The sequence below is a fragment of the Pseudomonas sp. ADAK2 genome, from assembly GCF_012935755.1.
Lineage (GTDB): Bacteria > Pseudomonadota > Gammaproteobacteria > Pseudomonadales > Pseudomonadaceae > Aquipseudomonas.
Genome location: NZ_CP052862.1, coordinates 1,495,840 through 1,512,800 on the forward strand (window position 1 = coordinate 1,495,840; position 16,961 = coordinate 1,512,800).

Annotated in this window: 16 protein-coding genes; 3 read left to right on the forward strand and 13 right to left on the reverse strand. The window is 60.4% G+C overall.

What is annotated here, in order from left to right:
• Window positions 1–134: 134 nt before the first annotated feature.
• The 3 genes from HKK52_RS06830 to HKK52_RS06840 all read left to right on the forward strand — a co-directional run bounded on the left by HKK52_RS06830 (window position 135) and on the right by HKK52_RS06840 (window position 1,143).
• Complete coding sequence (locus HKK52_RS06830; RefSeq protein WP_169374193.1) at window positions 135–383, forward strand: hypothetical protein; 249 nt, start codon at window positions 135–137, stop codon at window positions 381–383.
• 159 nt (window positions 384–542) lie between these two features.
• Window positions 543–773, forward strand: a complete 231-nt coding sequence (locus tag HKK52_RS06835) for a hypothetical protein (protein ID WP_169374194.1) — start codon at window positions 543–545, stop codon at window positions 771–773.
• Between the two features lie 130 nt (window positions 774–903).
• The gene (locus HKK52_RS06840) at window positions 904–1,143 is read left to right on the forward strand and encodes a DUF2789 domain-containing protein (RefSeq protein ID WP_169370143.1); all 240 of its coding nucleotides are present in this window, start codon (window positions 904–906) and stop codon (window positions 1,141–1,143) included.
• 148 nt (window positions 1,144–1,291) lie between these two features.
• On the opposite strand, the gene HKK52_RS06845 is transcribed toward HKK52_RS06840, so the two are convergent.
• The 13 genes from HKK52_RS06845 to iolE form a co-directional block, all read right to left on the reverse strand.
• Window positions 1,292–2,905, reverse strand: coding sequence for a methyl-accepting chemotaxis protein (locus HKK52_RS06845; protein ID WP_169370144.1), 1,614 nt, complete (start codon window positions 2,903–2,905; stop codon window positions 1,292–1,294).
• 196 nt (window positions 2,906–3,101) lie between these two features.
• Window positions 3,102–3,506, reverse strand: a complete 405-nt coding sequence (locus HKK52_RS06850; protein WP_007907888.1) for a TraR/DksA family transcriptional regulator — start codon at window positions 3,504–3,506, stop codon at window positions 3,102–3,104.
• A 327-nt stretch (window positions 3,507–3,833) separates the two neighbouring features.
• The gene (locus HKK52_RS06855) at window positions 3,834–4,856 is read right to left on the reverse strand and encodes an ABC transporter permease (RefSeq protein WP_169370145.1); all 1,023 of its coding nucleotides are present in this window, start codon (window positions 4,854–4,856) and stop codon (window positions 3,834–3,836) included.
• A gap of 57 nt (window positions 4,857–4,913) precedes the next feature.
• Window positions 4,914–6,482 (reverse strand): sugar ABC transporter ATP-binding protein, encoded by a 1,569-nt coding sequence (locus HKK52_RS06860; RefSeq protein WP_169370146.1) that lies wholly within the window; start codon window positions 6,480–6,482, stop codon window positions 4,914–4,916.
• Window positions 6,483–6,552: 70 nt separating this feature from the next.
• On the reverse strand, window positions 6,553–7,479 hold the full coding sequence (locus tag HKK52_RS06865) for a sugar ABC transporter substrate-binding protein (RefSeq protein WP_169370147.1): 927 nt from the start codon (window positions 7,477–7,479) through the stop codon (window positions 6,553–6,555).
• A gap of 147 nt (window positions 7,480–7,626) precedes the next feature.
• Window positions 7,627–8,679: a Gfo/Idh/MocA family protein gene (locus HKK52_RS06870; RefSeq protein WP_169370148.1), complete on the reverse strand. Its 1,053-nt coding sequence runs from the start codon at window positions 8,677–8,679 to the stop codon at window positions 7,627–7,629.
• Window positions 8,680–8,826: 147 nt separating this feature from the next.
• Window positions 8,827–9,687 carry a sugar phosphate isomerase/epimerase family protein gene (locus HKK52_RS06875; protein ID WP_169370149.1) on the reverse strand — a complete coding sequence of 287 codons (861 nt, stop codon included), beginning with the start codon at window positions 9,685–9,687 and terminating at the stop codon, window positions 8,827–8,829.
• A 138-nt stretch (window positions 9,688–9,825) separates the two neighbouring features.
• Window positions 9,826–10,836 carry a Gfo/Idh/MocA family protein gene (locus tag HKK52_RS06880; RefSeq protein WP_169370150.1) on the reverse strand — a complete coding sequence of 337 codons (1,011 nt, stop codon included), beginning with the start codon at window positions 10,834–10,836 and terminating at the stop codon, window positions 9,826–9,828.
• 32 nt (window positions 10,837–10,868) lie between these two features.
• On the reverse strand, window positions 10,869–12,800 hold the full coding sequence (gene iolD / locus HKK52_RS06885; RefSeq protein ID WP_169370151.1) for a 3D-(3,5/4)-trihydroxycyclohexane-1,2-dione acylhydrolase (decyclizing): 1,932 nt from the start codon (window positions 12,798–12,800) through the stop codon (window positions 10,869–10,871).
• A gap of 11 nt (window positions 12,801–12,811) precedes the next feature.
• Window positions 12,812–13,633, reverse strand: a complete 822-nt coding sequence (locus HKK52_RS06890) for a TIM barrel protein (protein ID WP_169370152.1) — start codon at window positions 13,631–13,633, stop codon at window positions 12,812–12,814.
• A 23-nt stretch (window positions 13,634–13,656) separates the two neighbouring features.
• Window positions 13,657–15,159, reverse strand: coding sequence for a CoA-acylating methylmalonate-semialdehyde dehydrogenase (locus HKK52_RS06895; protein WP_169370153.1), 1,503 nt, complete (start codon window positions 15,157–15,159; stop codon window positions 13,657–13,659).
• Window positions 15,160–15,203: 44 nt separating this feature from the next.
• Complete coding sequence (iolB, locus tag HKK52_RS06900; protein WP_169370154.1) at window positions 15,204–16,013, reverse strand: 5-deoxy-glucuronate isomerase; 810 nt, start codon at window positions 16,011–16,013, stop codon at window positions 15,204–15,206.
• Window positions 16,010–16,903: a myo-inosose-2 dehydratase gene (gene iolE, locus HKK52_RS06905; protein ID WP_169370155.1), complete on the reverse strand. Its 894-nt coding sequence runs from the start codon at window positions 16,901–16,903 to the stop codon at window positions 16,010–16,012. The genes iolB and iolE overlap by 4 nt, the downstream gene beginning before the upstream one ends.
• Window positions 16,904–16,961 lie beyond the last annotated feature (58 nt).

The following is a 16,961-nucleotide window of genomic DNA, read 5'->3' on the forward strand; positions in this document are numbered from 1 at the left end:
ACATATCGCCCGTAAAAAATTGCTTTAGATGGAAGCGATCGCCAACCAGTGATGGCGATTCTAGAGCAGCGATGCTCATCGAGACTACTCAAAACGACGGACACACGTCGGTAAACACACGAAAAGGACTTCTTATGTGCACGATGACCCACTTTGCAAATCTCTCCACACGTCACTCAAACAACCCCGCGCCCGTGCATCCGGCGGTGCTCCAGACTTATGCCCTGCCCCATCAGACGCTGGCCTTGCCGCGCTTTCAGGTGGTACCGGCGGGCAAGTCTTTCTTTCATATCAAGGAAACTTCCACCGGTCGTGTCAGAGGTTTCCGCACCGATCACAACGAAGCCTGCGCCCTCGCCCGCTCACTGGCGGCGCGTACCTGAGGTCGACCATTGCCTTTATCTCCAATGACGTTTCGTCACGCCGACGACTTAACTCAGCCGTCGGCCGACAACTACTGCCATACTGCACGACCCATGAATCCCGGCCCCTCGGTGGACGGCGTTCAATACGACAGAACATTTCCAAGGGAAGGCAGCTACGTGACGGAATTTGATATCGGTGAATTTTTTATCCGGGGCGAAGCCAGAGAGGTCGAAGGCGAATTCCAGGCTGTCATTGTCATGCGTGCCAAACCTCCCTTGACCACCGTGACCTACCACCAGGTCGAGAAGGATCGTTGGTTCAAGACCTCCGACGTTGCGGCCATCGCCGCTCAGGAAGCCGCCAAGGCCCTGAAGCTGGCAGTTGATGGCGGCGCGTTGAAAGCCTGATCCCGCTTTGCCGTCTATGCTCTCTCCTGCTTTCGACCATCGCAATCGAACTCCTGAAGCGCGGCTCCCTCAGATGCAGTGAGACCGCACCTCAGACCTCGCACTCGACGCGACCCGCAAGGAGATGAACATGGATTCACCTACACACGATTTGAAAGGCTTGTTCGACCAGCTCGGCCTGGACTCCGGCCAGAAGGCCATCGACGATTTCATCGCCAGCCACTCACCGCTTCCCGATGACAAGAAACTGATCGACGCCGAGTTCTGGACCCCGCAACAAGCCGGTTTCCTGAAAGAACAACTGCGTGAAGACGCTGATTGGGCGCGGGTGGTCGATGATTTGAACCTGCGGATGCATCAGGTTCACTAGACGAAACACGCACCATGTAGCAACTGGCGTTGTAGCAGCTGCCGAGGTACGAGGCTGCGTTCGGCTGCACGCGGTCTTCCTGATACACCGCATCGCCTGATTTCACGACTGCTTCGCAGCCGAACGCAGCCTCGTACCTCGGCAGCTGCTACATAGGTCCCCTTGGTTTTTCGGGTTTGTAGCCCAACCGCAACCCACCCCAATGCCGCCCCTTCACCATGATCGGCACCGACAGATCGTGCATCAACTCGCCCGTATCCCGCGTATAGGTCTGCAACAACACCGGCTGCTGATGGCTGCCACAGCGAATCCCCGTGCGATCGGCAAACTTGCGCTTGGTCCGGTTTTGCACGGCATCAACCTGAGCATCGCCAGTCAGCGGCTGGCTGAACACCGTGTTATGGGTCGGCACATAGCCCTGCTGGGTGCAGGCGATGGCAAACACCAAACCTTCATGACGCGGTAGCAACGGTTCCTGGATCGCCGGCAATACCTGATCGGTGTAACGGTCGAAACGGGTCTGGAACTTGGCCGGGCTGGTGTTGGCAATCGCCTGGTAATTGCGATCGAACAGGTCATCGAGGCTGACCCGGCCCTGGTCGATATCCGCTTCGAAGCGCGCGGCAATCTGACTGGCGCCTTCGCGGGCCAGGTCATAAATCCGCTGGTGGTAATCGTCCAGCCCGACTTCGGCCAGGCGTTCGCTGATGGTTTCGGCCTGGCCTTCCATCTGCACCGCCGCCTGAGCCAGACGCTGGGTTTGCTGGTCGCTGATCGCCAGGTCGCTGCGCATCTGCTCGATGGCATGAAACAGGCTATCCAGTTGTTCGCGGTTGGTGTCGGCGCCACGGGCGATTTCCCCGACCTGCAGTTCCACACCGGCAGACAGCCGCGCAATGTTTTCCAGATGCTGGCCGGTGTGTTCGACCTGCTTGACGCCAATGTCCAGGTCGCTGGAGAGTTGGCGGATCTGCTCCACCACTTGCGCGGTGCGTTGCTGGATGTCGGCGACCATCTCCCCGACTTCGCCGGTGGCCGTCGCCGTGCGCGCAGCCAGACCACGAACCTCATCCGCCACCACGGCAAACCCGCGACCGTGTTCCCCGGCCCGCGCGGCTTCGATGGCGGCGTTCAGCGCCAACAGATTGGTCTGACTGGCAATGGACTGGATCACCAGGGTCACCCGCTGGATGTCGTCACTGCGCAGGCTCAGGGCTTCGATCAGTTCACGGCTGGCACTGGCGCGCTGGCTGAGCTGATGCATGCGCGAGATCGATTCAATCAACTCGGTACGCCCGACGGCACTGCTCTGATGGGCTTCGCTGGCGGCGCCCAAGGCTTCGCGACTGAGTGACGATGTCGCCTGTTCGGTGCTGATCATCACTTCGGCGTTGCTGACGATTCGCTTGGCCGCGTCGAGTTGTGATTGCACCTTCTCCGCCAGCTGCTTGACCGAAAAGGCCACGCCCGCTGCAGACAGTGCGTTGTGACTGGTGGTGTAGGAAAGGTCGCGAGTCAGCTCGGCGATCGCACTGGCGTTGTCCGCCGGGGTCGTATCGGGGATCGCCCGTGAACGCAGGCGCGGCAGCCAGATGATCAGCACGGCCACCGGCAGGCCGATATAAAGCGATGCACCGCCCAGGGACATGCCGCAGAGCAATAGCACCAGGGCGATGCTTTGCAAGGTCGGCGTCAGCCAAAGGGCTTTCGGCGCAAGCACTGGTGCAGGCACATGCCCAACCAGAGATCCGTCTCTCGTCATCTTCGTCACCCCATGCGTCTTCTATTTGTTGTGACTGCATTAAACGCCACTAATGAGCCATTATCTATGGTCCGTTAGTCGTGGATGTTGCAGCAGATCAATAGAAGTGCAGAGGTTTCGCAGACGGCAAAAAGCATCGCGGGCAAGCCCCGCTCCTGTAGGAGCAAGGCTCGCCCGCGATGGGGGCGCTACGGAATCAGGCCTGACGCTGGTGCTTGTCGATCTGTTCGTGACGCTCTTGAGCTTCGATGCAGTACTTGGTGGTCGGGCTGATCAGCAGGCGTTTCAGGCCAATGGCCTCGCCGCTGTCGTCGCACCAGCCGAAGCTGTCTTCTTTGATGCGTTCCAGAGCCTGTTCCAACTGAGGCAGCATGCGCTGGTCGCGATCGATCGCGTTGACCAGCCAGGTGCGCTCTTCTTCAACGGAAGCTGCGTCGGCCGGGTCAGCCGGGGTGTCCAGGCTTTCGATGGCGATGCGATTCTGTTCGATACGCTCGTGGGTTTCGACTTTCATGTTCTGCAACAGCTCGGAGAAAAAAGCATGTTGCTCGGCATTCATGTAGTCATCCGCCGGCATGGCCAGCAACTTGTCCTTTGTCATTGATATCTCTATAAAAAAACGTGCATTAAGGCGAATTAGGGAGCGTTGCGCCGGACCTCGTTCGTCCGTCGCAAAGGCGCCATTTATTCCAAGCGCCACCCGGCACTCAATTTACGAGGGGCGGCAGTCTAAGGCCGACTTGAGACCTCAGCAACTGAAAAGACAGCGAATTTGTCCGACAACACCCGGAAAGTGCTCTATGGCAGTCGTTGTGGTGGTTATCGGAGTGCGTTTATAGCAAGAAATTCAGTCCAGCGGCTGTATATAGAAGACAAACGGCTGCGCCACGCGGGTCAGGCGTGGCGCATTTTGCGGTTTGTTTCGGCTTCAGCGCTTGAGTTTGCGCTTGTTGCGGTACTGGTCGATGACCACCGCCACCACAATAATCAAGCCCTTGATGATGTCCTGGATATAGGCATCGACCCCGACAAAGGTAAAGCCGCTGGCCATCACCCCGAGGATGAGCGCGCCGATCACCGTGCCGGTGATGCGCCCGACGCCACCCGCCAGGCTGGTGCCGCCGATGACGGCCGCGGCAATCGCATCCAGTTCATAGGACATGCCCATCCCGGCCTGGCCGGTCGCGGCACGGGCCGAGGCCACCACGCCAGCCAGGCCTGCGAGCAGCCCGGCGATGCTGTAGACGATCACCAGATGCCGTTTGACGTTGATTCCGGAGGTCCGCGCCGCCTGCATGTTGCCGCCGATGGCGTAGGTGTACTTGCCGTATTTGGTGTAGCGCAGGGCGATGTGGAAGATCACCGCCACCACCAGGAAGATGATCACCGGCATCGCGCCGTGGCCAATAGCGGTGTAGGAATCGGACAACATGCTCACCGGTTGGCCTTCGGTGTAATAGCGCGCCAGGCCACGGGCCGAGACCATCATGCCGAGGGTGGCAATAAATGGCGGGATGCCGGTGATGGCGATGATGCTGCCGTTGATCGCCCCCGCCAGCAACCCGACCCCGAGCCCGGCAATCACCGGGATCCACACCGGCAAGTCGGTCAGCGATGGAAACACCGCCCGGGCGAAGTCCGACGTCTGGGCCAGGCTGGCGGCAATCATCGCCGACAGCGCCAGCACCGAGCCGGAAGACAGGTCGATACCGGTGGTAATGATCACCTGGGTCACGCCGATGGCTAGCAGGCCGATGATCGATACTTGCAGGATCATCAGCACCAGACGCTGGGAGTTCATCAGGAAGCTCTGGTCGCGCACGATCCAGCCAAACACTTCAAAGACCAGGCCGATGCCGATCAGCACCAGAAAGATGCTCAACTCGGTCGGAAAGCGCCGACGACTCTTGGCCGGTGCCGTTGCTGGCTTGTTTTCCAGTATCGCGTTCATAACCACTCACCCTTCTATCGCGTCGCCCGCGCTGGCCGCAGCCAGCGCCGGCATCAATTAGTGAACCGCGGACATACCCGAGGCCAATTGCATCACCCGTTCCTGGGTCGCTTCACTGCGGTCGAGGGTGCCCATCAGGTCGCCCTCGTGCATGACCATCACCCGGTCGCTCATGCCGAGCACTTCCGGCAGTTCCGAGGAAATCATGATCACCGCCATGCCTTCGCTGGCGAGGTAGGAGATCAGCCGATAGATCTCGGCCTTGGCGCCGACATCGATGCCACGGGTCGGTTCGTCGAGAATCAGGATCCGTGGATTGGTCATCAGCCAGCGCGCGAGCAAGGCTTTCTGCTGGTTGCCGCCGGACAAGGTGTCGATGCACTGCTCCAGCGACGGGGTCTTGACCCGCAGCTTCTTGCACATGTCTTCGCACAACACCCGCAGGGCTTTCTGCTGGATAAAGCCGTGACCGGCGTAATGCGGCAGCACCGCCATTTCCATGTTTTCCAGCACCGACAGGCACGGGAACAGGCCGCTGAGCTTGCGATCCTCGGTCAACAGCGCGAAGCCCTTCTCGATCGCCATGTGCGGATCGCTGATGCGCACCACCTGGCCATCGAGGCGAATCTCGCCGCCGTCACTCGGGGTGATGCCGAAAATCGCTTCGGCGACGTTGGTCCGCCCGGAGCCCATCAACCCGGCGAGCCCGAGGATTTCCCCGGCATGCAAGTCAAAGGACACACCTTTGAAAATCCCGTCCAGTTTCAGGTCGCGCACCGACAGCAGCAGATCGCCAATCGGCTTCTCGCGCACCGGGAACAACTGGCTCAGCTCGCGACCGACCATCATCGAAATCAGGCTGTCGCCGTCCATGCTGTCGGCCCGTTGCAGGCCGATGTAGGCGCCGTCACGGAACACCGCCACTTCATCGGCGATGGCGAACACTTCGTTCATTTTGTGGGTGATGTAGATGATGCCTTTGCCCTGGCTTTTCAGGTCGGCAATGATCGAGAACAGGTGGGCGACTTCCTTGTCGGTGATGGCCGAGGTCGGTTCGTCCATGATCAGGACGTCCGAGTCATAGGACACGGCTTTGGCGATCTCGACCATCTGCCGTTCGGCGATGCTCAGGTTGCCGACCTGTTCTTCAGGATCGAGGTTGATCCGCAGGCGTTCCAGTAGAGCGGCGGTGCAGCGGTGCATCTCGCGGTGATCGATCATGTGCAGGCCGTTGAGTTGCTCGCGGCCGATCCAGATGTTCTCGGCGATGCTCATGTGCGGCATCAGGTTGAGTTCCTGGTGGATCATCGCGATCCCGGCCTGGAGTGCCGACAACGGCGTTTCGAACACCACGGGTTTGCCCCGCAGGCGAATTTCACCGGCGTCCGGCTGGTAGATGCCGGCGATGATTTTCATCAGGGTCGATTTGCCCGCGCCGTTCTCGCCCATCAGGGCCAGTACCGAGCCGGGGCGCACTCGCAGTTGCACATCGGACAAGGCCACGACACCGGGAAAACCCTTGCTGACGTTGATGATCTCCAGCAGGTACGGCTCATCGACAGGTGTTGCGGTTGGCTGGATACCCACCAACGGGGTGGTGCTCGAAGCAGTCGCTGAAGCGAACATGATCAGGTACTCCATCAGCAAGGTCGCGGTGGCGGCCTTGCGTGCTTATTGTTGTTATTGAGCGGACGGGCTATTTGAACGTGTCGACGTTTTGCGGGGTGATCAGGCGGTATGGCACCCAGACGTTCTGTTCCACCGTTTCGTTCTTGGCCATTTTCACGGCGGTGTCGATGGAACCGTCGGCTTGCCCCTTGGCGTCCTGGAACACCGAGACCGCCATGTTGCCTTTCTTGATCGCGTTCAAGCCATCCGGCGTACCGTCGACCCCGGCGATCAGCACGGTGCCTTTGTCGACGCCGGCCTGACTCAGGGCCATCGCAGCACCAATCGCCATTTCGTCGTTGTTGGCCACCACCGCATCGAATTTGCGGCCCTGGGTCAGCCAGTCGTTGACCAGGGTCATGCCTTTATCCCGCAGCCAGATACCGGTCTGTTCTTGCTCGATCTTGATGTTCGGGTACTTGGCCAGCACCTCTTTCACGCCCTTGGTGCGGTTGGTGGTGGAGTTGTTGGCGAGGTCGCCGAGCAGAATCACGATGTCGCCCTTGCCGCCCATTTTGTCGGCCAGGTATTGCATCTGCATTTCACCGGCCTCCAGGTCGTTGGAGGCCACGGTTACCACGCCTTTGGGCAGCTTCAGGTCATCCGGACGGCGGTTGACGTAGACCAGCGGAATGCCAGCCTTGACCGCGGCTTCGGTGATTTTACGGGTGGCGGCGGTGTCCACCGGGTTGACCACGATGGCATCGACTTTCTGGCTGATGAAGCTTTCGACCTGGCTGAGCTGCTTGACCACGTCGCTGCGGGCATCTTCGAATTGCAGCTGCACGCCTTCAGGGTAGGTCTTGGCTTTCTTGTCCATGGATTCGCGCAGGTAGGTCAGCCAGGTGTCATCGAACTGGGACATGCTCACGCCGATCTTCATATCGGCCAGTGCAGCGCCGCTGGCGAACATCAGGGACAAGGCAAGTGCGGTGAAACGGATCTTGGTCTTCATGAAAAGTCTTTCTCCACATTCTTGTTGGTTTTATGGATATGGCGTGACGATTTCAGTAAGCGGGAAAAGAGTAAAACGGGTCGCGAGGCAGGTCGCTGGAAATGACTCTATTGGAATATAATTTCTATATCAACTCATTTTAGAATTTTATTCTGATTTTATTCCACGGTGATCAAACTGGCCCAAATCCACCACTTGCCGGCGCTCGGCACTCAAGCGCGCAGCGTCCAGAACACGGGTGGTCGCCAGTGCATCACGGGCCTCCACCGGCAGTGGGCCACCGCTCTGTAACGCGGTTTGTAGCTGTAAATAGAACTGGTTCCAGCAGCCTCGTTCGGACGGAACTCGCTCGCGCACTTCGCCCTGTTCGAACCAGCCCCAGCGCCGGTGTTCTTCCACGCCCCAGCGCTCGCCTTCGGTTTTTGGCGAGCGCCCGGCCAGCGCCGACGCCTCCTGCCCGTCCAGGCCATCGACGCTGTAGCAGCCCTGGGTGCCGGTGACCCGGAAACGCGGCCCGGGAGTGTTTTGCAGGCAACTGCCGCCCAGGTGCGAGGTCACGCCGTTGGCGTGGGTCAGGGACATAAAGAAACCGTTGTCGTAGGTCTGGTCTTTTTCCAGGTATTCCAATTCGGCGTAGACCTTGGTGACCGGGCCGAACAGCAACAACGCCTGATCCACCAGATGGCTGCCCAAATCCCGCAGGAAACCACCGCCGCTGCCATTGTTCACCGCTTGCGGCGAATAGCGTTCGACCCGGGATTCGAAACGCGTGACCTGCCCCAGCGCGCCAGACTCAATGAGTTTGCGCACGGTGAGGAAGTCCGAATCCCAGCGCCGGTTCTGGTAGACGCTGAGCCGCACGCCCTGGCGCTCGGCCATGGTGATCAGGGTTTGCGCCTGTTGCGCATCGGCGGCGAACGGTTTGTCGCTGACCACCGCCACCCCGTGCTCGATGCCATCGAGCACCAGCGCCGGGCGACCTTTGAGCGGCGTGGACACCACCAGCACGTCGATCCCGGCTTCCACCAGTTGGCCGATGCTGTCGAAGGCCGGCACGTTGGGGTGTTCGGTGGCCAGCAACTGGCGGCGCTCCGGGGAGCGAGTGACCACGCCAACAAACGTGGCGCCCGGCAAGCTGCTGAGCAGCGGAGCATGGAAAAACCGGCCGCCATGGCCGTAACCGACAAGTCCGATACGCATGATTCAACTCCTTCTTGATCGTTCCCACGCTCTGCGTGGGAATGCATCAATGGACGCTCTGCGTCCGCTTTTGGGACGCGGAGCGTCCCGGGCTGCATTCCCACGCGGAGCGTGGGAGCGATCAGTTACAGGGTAATGCGGTGGTCGTTAGCGGCAGAGTTCGCTTTTGACCCGTTCAAGCATCATCCGGTTGGACTCATCCGGCCGGTCTTCCCACGCAAACACCGAGACCGTGGCAATCCCATCGAATTGAATCTCGCGCAACGTGCTGAAAAACGCCTCCCAATTGACCTCACCCTGCCCGATGTCCAGGTGCTGATGCACGGTGGCAACGACGCCCGGCGGGTTGACGATGTAGCGCAACCCCGACGACGCCTTGTGGTTGTAGGTGTCGGCGATGATCAGGTGGCTCAGCTTGGAGCCGGCGTACTTGAGCATCGAGGCGATATCACCGACACCGTCGTCATAGAAAAACGTGTGCGGCGCGGCGTAGAGGTAGTTGATCCAGTCGCGATCCAGCCCACGAATGATGTCCACCGACTCGTTGTTGCGCTCGCAGAAATCGTACGGGTGAGCCTGAATGTCGAGCTTGATGCCTTCGCGTTCGAACTCGGGGATCAGCTCGTCCATGGAGCGCATGAACTGGTTTTCGCAGACCAGCGGGTTGTCCGACTGGCCGGTGAACTCGGTGTTCACCAGTTCGCAGTCCATCTCCACGGCAATCTGGATCGCGCGCTTCCAGTTGCGCACGGCAGCGACCCGCAGGCCTTCATCGGCGGCAGCCCAGTGGTACATCGGTAATAAGGAAGAGAGTTTGACCCCGGTATCGCTCAAGGCTTTGCGAAACTCCTTGATCCGCGCCTTGTCGACGCGCGGGGCCTTGTAGAACGGCAGGAAGTCTTCGCGGGGTGACAGCTCGATGTGCTCGTAACCGAGTTCGGCGACCTTATCGACCATCTTGCCCAGGGACAGGCTGCGGTACATGTAGGGGTCTAGTGCGATGCGCATGTTCTTGTTCTCCTTCACCTGACGCTGATCGTTCCCACGCTCTGCGTGGGAATGCCGCCATGGACGCTCTGCGTCCGCTCTTGGGACGCGGAGCGTCCCGGGATGCATTCCCACGCGGAGCGTGGGAACGATCAGCGGTTAGCCGTAGAAGTGTGGACGGTCCGGCAGGCTGACTTTGACGATCTGGCCGTTGTTTTGCGCTTCGATGCAGGCGTCTGCGGCTACTGCAGCGGCGAAACCGTCCCATGCTGATGGACCGCCCACCTGGCCCGCGCGAACGCCATCAATGAAGGCCTGAAGTTCAACGTCATACGCGGCAATAAACCGATCCTTCCAGTCCATCAGAATCGCATTCGACAATTTCGCGCCGCTGCGCAATTGCACCTGTTGCGGCTCCGGCAGTTTGGCGATGCCGGTCTCCCCCACTACTTCGCACTGGATGTCGTAGCCATACTGGCAATTGACGAAAACCTCCACGTCGATCCGCGTGCCCTTGGCGGTTTCCAGCAGGACGATTTGCGGATCTTTCAAATGTGCGAGGGCTTTGCTGGATTTGCGCGGGAACACCACTTGTACCGAGACGTAATCGTCGTCGAGCAACCAGCGCAACACGTCCAGTTCATGGATCAGCGTGTCGGTGATGGCCATGTCGGTCTTGTAGTTTTCGCCCACGGTCGGGTTGCGGTGCGCACAGTGCAGCATCAGCGGTTCGCCGATCTGGCCGCTGTCGATTACCGCTTTGAGGGCGCGATAACCTTCGTCGTACGGGCGCATGAAACCGACCTGCACCAGGCGCTTGCCGTGGGCCACTTCGGCTTCGACGATCTTGCGGCAGCCCTCGGCGGTGACCGCCAGGGGCTTCTCGCAGAACACCGGTTTACCCGCAGCAATCGCCGCCAGCACAAACTCTTCGTGGCTCGGACCCCAGGAGGTGACGAGGATCGCCTCGACTTCCGGCGCCTTGATCAGCGCGTGGCCATCGGGGTAGACCTCGGCGGTCAGCTTCAGGTCGGACACGACTTTCGCCGCTTGCTGCAAATTGATGTCGGTGACCGCGACGACCTGGCTATTGAGCAAGGTCTGGCTGCAACGACGAATATGGTCCTGGCCGATGGCCCCGGTGCCGATGACGCCGATCTTCAAAGACATATAAACACTCCCGCTTATTGGATTGAGGGCAATCAGTACTGACGAGCCTTCGCCAGTCGTTCGTTCAGGGTCTTGGCCACGGCATCGGTGCGCGCACTGGTGGAGACTTGCGCCACGCCGACCCGCCACCACGACAGGTATTTGTGAATCATCGTCTTGGGCAGAACCTTGATATCGATCAGCGTCGAAACGCTCTGCAACCGAGCATCGGCCAGCGCCGCTTGCAGCTGTTCAACGGTGTTCACTTTGTAAGTCTTGCAGCCATAGGCCGCCGCGCTCATGGCGAAATCCACCGGGACGAAGCCGCCATCGAGCTTGCCGGTTTCAGGATTACGGAAACGGAACTCGGTGCCGAAGCTGTCCATGCCGTGTTCCATCTGCAGGTTGTTGATGCAACCGAAGGTCATGTTGTCCAGCAGCACCACGTTGATCTTGCGCCGCTCCTGAATCGAGGTCGCCAGCTCCGAGTGCAGCATCATGTAGGAGCCGTCGCCGACCAGTGCGTAGACCTCGCGATCCGGCTCGGCCAGCTTCACGCCCAGCGCGGCGTTGACCTCGTAACCCATGCAGGAATAGCCATACTCGACGTGGTAAGTGTTCACGCCCTTGCTGCGCCAACTGCGCTGCAAGTCGCCGGGCAAGCTGCCGGCGGCGGCGACGATCACCGCGTCGTCGGCCAGGGTTTCGTTGAGCACGCCGAGCACGCGGCTCTGGGTCAGGCAGGAACCGGTCAGTTCGATGAATTCACGCAGCACGGCCGGATCCATGTGGTCGTTGATTTCCGGGACGAAATCCTTGGCCTGGTAGTCGACCTGATAGATTCGATCAACTTCCTCATCCAGTTGCGCCTTGGCCTGGCGCGGTTGATCGCCCCAGCTGGAGCGGTAATCGCCCAGTGCGTCGGCCAGTGCCAGCAGAGCGGTTTTGGCGTCGGCCAGTAGTTGCACGCCGTCGAGTTTCAACGCATCGCAAGGGCTGATATTGAGGTTGAGGAATTGCACGTCCGGTTGCTGGAACAACGACTTCGACGCCGTGGTGAAGTCGCTGTAGCGGGTGCCGATGCCGATGATCAGATCAGCATCCTTGGCCAGCAGATTCGCCGCCAGGCAACCGGTTTCGCCGATGCCACCGACATTGAGCGGATGGCTGGACACCACCGCGCTCTTGCCGGCCTGGGTTTCCGCGAAGGGAATGTCGAAGCGTTCGGCAAAAGCCTGCAACGCGGCATTGGCCCCGGAGTAACGCACCCCGCCACCACAAATGATCAGCGGCTTGCGCTTGCCCTTGAACAGCGCCAACGCATCGCCAAGCATCGCTTCGGTGGCCGGACGCCGTTCGATACGGTGCACGCGTTTTTGCAGGAAGTAATCCGGGTAGTCGTAGGCCTCGGCCTGCACGTCTTGCGGCAAGGCCAGGGTCACGGCGCCGGTTTCGGCGGGGTCGGTGAGCACGCGCATGGCGTGGATCGCCGCGGTCATCAGTTGCTCGGGACGGTTGATGCGATCCCAGTATTTGCTCACGGCTTTGAACGCATCGTTGGTGCTGATGCTCAGGTCGTGAAACTGTTCGATCTGTTGCAGCACCGGGTCCGGTTGACGGCAGGCGTAGACATCGCCGGGCAGCAGCAACAACGGGATGCGGTTGGCCGTGGCGGTGGCGGCAGCGGTGATCATGTTCGCGGCGCCGGGGCCGACCGATGAGGAGCAGGCGTAAATCTTGCGCCGCAGGTGTTGCTTGGCGAAACCGATGGCGGCGTGGGCCATGCCTTGTTCGTTGCGACCCTGATGGACGATCAGGTCGCCGCTGTCCTGCTCAAGGGCCTGGCCCAGACCGAGCACATTGCCGTGGCCGAAAATGGTGAAGACCCCGGCGACGAATTTGCTCTGGACCCCATCGACCTCGATGTACTGGTTATCGAGGAATTTCACCAGGGCCTGGGCCATGGTCAGTCTTGTAGTGGTCATGTGCGCCCCTTTCAGGCCAAGGATTTTTGCAGGTGGTTCATGCTCGCGCCGATCGCCTGTTCTATGTCCGCCAGGCCATGGACGCTGTCGGCAAACGGCTCGAACGACAGGTAGCCGCTGTAACCGCTACCCAGCAACGTCTCGATCTGCGCCGCGTTACCAAGAATGTCGCCCGCGCCCACCAGCACTCGATGGCCGTCGCGGATGCTGTTGAGCGGTGCTTCGGCCTCCTCGACCCCGGAGATGTGCACCAACCCGGTCAGCTCAGGGAAAAACTCCTGTTCACTGGCGAGGTGATGGTGAAAGGTGTCGTGCACCAGCCGGAACACATCCAAACCACCGATGGCCTTGATCGCATCCACCGCCGGGCGTTTACGCCGCAGCGAGCACTCTTCAAACCCCAGCGGTTCAATGAAACCGAGAATGCCGTGATCGCGCAGGATCGGCGCCAACTCAGTCAACGCCGTGCGCAACCCCGAAGCGCGTTCGGCTTCATTGCGCTTATCGGCGCGATCATTCAACGGGCACATGACCAAGCCTTGCACGCCGCAATCCCGGGCATACGCGGCAAGCTTCAAGGCTTGCGCGCGGCGCTCGTCATTCCACACATCAAACGGGTACAGCGCATTGATCGACAGCACGGTGATGCCTTTGGCCGCGCACAATTCACGCACGCGTTCCGGCGCGGTGCCGTCTTCAATCTCAACGCCTTTAAGGTCGTTGCGGATCTCGATGGCGTCGGCCTTGAGAGTCACCGCCAGCTCAATGAACGCCGGCAGGGACAAACGTGGGGCGACCATACGGTTCAGGGCGAAACGCAGGGGCTTGCTCATTATTGTTGTTCTCCGCAGGTGAATTATTTGGCGGTTGGCATGCTGAATTCGGGGCCTTTGGCGATGCTGTCGGGCCAGCGTTGCATCACATTTTTGTAGCGGCTGTAGAAACGAATGCCTTCTTCGCCGTAGGCATGGTGGTCGCCGAACAACGAGCGCTTCCAGCCGCCGAATGAGTGCCAGGCCATCGGCACCGGAATCGGCACGTTGATGCCGACCATGCCGACCTTGATGGTGCGGGCAAACGCGCGGGCGATGCCGCCGTCACTGGTGAAGCAGGACACGCCGTTGCCGAACTCATGGGCGTTGATCAACGCCACGGCGCTGGCGAAATCCGGGACGCGGACGATGCCCAGCACCGGACCGAAAATCTCTTGCTGGTAGATGCTCATCTCGGTCGTGACGTTATCGAACAACGTGGCGCCGACGAAGAAACCATTCTCGGCCCCCGGCACCTTGAAGTTGCGGCCATCGACGATCAGTTGTGCGCCTTGGGCCACGCCTTCGCCGATAAAGCCTTCGACCTTGGCCTTGTGCTCGGCGGTGACCAGCGGCCCCATGTCACTGTCGCCCTGCATGCCGTTGCCGACTTTCAATTGGTCGATGCGTGGTAGCAACTTGGCGATCAATTGGTCGCCGACATCGCCCACCGCCACAGCAATCGAAATCGCCATGCAGCGCTCACCCGCCGAGCCGTAAGCCGCGCCGATCAAGGCGTCGGCAGCCTGGTCCAGATCCGCGTCGGGCATGACGATCATGTGGTTCTTCGCCCCGCCCAGCGCCTGCACACGCTTGCCGCGAGCGGTGCCTTGCTGGTGGATGTACTCGGCAATCGGCGTCGAACCGACAAAGGAAATCGCCTCGATGTCCGGGTGTTGCAGCAAGGCATCCACCGCCACTTTGTCGCCCTGGACCACGTTGAACACGCCGTCCGGCAATCCGGCTTCGGTGAGCAAACGGGCCATGAGCAAACTGGCCGACGGATCACGCTCGGACGGTTTAAGGATGAAGCAGTTACCGGTGACCAGTGCCAGCGGGATCATCCACAGCGGCACCATCACCGGGAAGTTGAACGGCGTGACCCCGGCGCAAACGCCCAGTGGCTGACGCAGGTTCCAGTTGTCGATGCCGCCGCCAATGTTGTCGCTGAATTCGGTTTTCAGCAGGTTCGGTGCACCGCAGGCGTATTCGACGATTTCGATGCCGCGAGTCACTTCGCCCTTAGCGTCGGAGAACACCTTGCCGTGTTCGCGGCTGATGATTTCTGCCAGTTCGTCGTGGTGACGGTCGAGCAGTTCCTTGAACTTGAACATCACCCGGGAGCGACGCAGAGACGATTGCTCGGACCAGGCCGGGAAGGCTTTTAGTGCCGAGGAAACCGCTTCGTCGACGGTCTTCTCGTTGGCCAATCCGACCCGCGCCTGCACCGCACCGGTGGCTGGATTGAACACGTTGCTGAAGCGTTCGCTGCCGCTGTCTTGCACCTGGCCGTTGATGTAATGGCCTAAAACCGGGGCGTTGCTCATTGTTCTTGTTCTCCGTGCAAAGGTTGGAATTCAGGCTTTTCAGTTCAAAGATCCAGCAGCCAACTGTGCTGCGGATCGTTATGGAACTGCCAGACGCGTTTCGGCCCGGCCATCACGTTCAGGTAGTACGACTCGTAGCCGTACGGCACGCTGACCGGGTGGTAACCCTTGGGCACCACGACCAGGTCGCTGTTTTCCACGGCCATGGCCTGGTCGATGCTGCGGTCGTCGGTGTAGACCCGCTGGAACACGAAGCCCTGGGGCGGGTTGATCTGGTGGTAATAGGTTTCTTCGAGAAAGCTCTGGTGCGGCAGGTCGTCGGTGTCGTGCTTGTGCGGTGGGTAGCTCGACGAATGCCCGGACGGCGTGCGCACTTCCACCACCAGCAGCGAATGGGCGGGTTCGGTGTCTGGCAGGATGTCGCAGACGTAGCGAGTGTTGGCGCCCTTACCGCGCACGCTGCGTTTCATGGTCTCGGGTTTGATCAGACGCGGGCCGAGGTTGTCGGCGGATGAACCGGGCGCAGCGCAGACGGCGATTTGCACGTCGCTGAGTGCGACCACTTGCGCTTGACTGCCGCTTGGCAAGTAAGCGGCGAAGGGGGATTTGTCTTCGAATACCGATTGCCGATCGCCGATATTGTCCCAGTCAAACGCGCCCTGCCCCGGCGCTTCGCCCTTGATGCTGACGCGACCGCTGAGCAGCACCAGGCACAATTCTTTATCGCCCGCCGACACCGGCAAGGTTTCGCCGAGACTCAAGCGGTAGGCGGCGAAACCAACGTATTCCAGCTCACCATTGCCCAACTCGACCATGGTCCGGCCACGGGCATTGCTTTTGACCAGCAGGCTCATAATGCAATCCTCTCGTCGAGCAAGGTACGCAAGGTGTCGTAGCCTTTCTTGGCGTAGATGTAGCTCGGCGCGACCGCCGGATCCTGCTCGGCTTCAACCACCAACCAGCCGTGGTAATCGGCGCCCAGCAACACGTCGAGCAACGCGCCGAAGTCGATATCGCCATCCCCCGGCACCGTGAAGGTGCCGTTGATGATGCAGTCCGGGAAACTCCACAGGTTGTTGCGCGCCAATTGCACCACCGGTTTGCGCACGTCCTTGAAATGCACGTGGCAGATGCGTTCGATGTGTTTGCGCAACACCTGCAACGGTTCGCCGCCGCCCATGTAGCAATGGCCCGAGTCGAACAACAGGCCGACTTCGCTGCCGGTCAGGGCCATCAACTTGTCGATGTCCGCCGGGGATTCGACGTAAGCGCCCATGTGGTGGTGATACGCCAGGCGCACGCCCTGGGACAGGGTGAAGCGCGCCAGTTCGGTGAGTTTGTCGGCGTATTCCTGCCACGCCTGTTCGGTGTGGAAGCGCGGGCGTTCGACCAGTGGAATGCGCTGGCCTTGAATGGAGTCCGCGACTTCGCCGTAGACCAGCACCGTGGCGCCGTTCTTCGCCAGCAGCTCGACATGGCTGCCGATGGCGTCGATTTCCTCGGCCACGGAACGGCGGGCCAGACGGCTGGAATACCAGCCGGAGACCAACGCCAGATCGTAAGGCCGCAGCACGTCACCGACGCCTTTGGCATCCTTGGGGAATTTACCGTTGAGTTCGAAACCTTCGTAGCCGATTTCCTTGCCTTCGCTCAACGCGGTGCTCAGCGGCGTCTCGCCACCGAGGGACGGCAGGTCGTCGTTGCTCCAGGAGATCGGGTTGATGCCAATTCGAATAGCGGGCATGGCTGCACCTTTTATTGTTTTTTCTAAAATGTTCAACCGATCACTTGTGGCGAGGGAG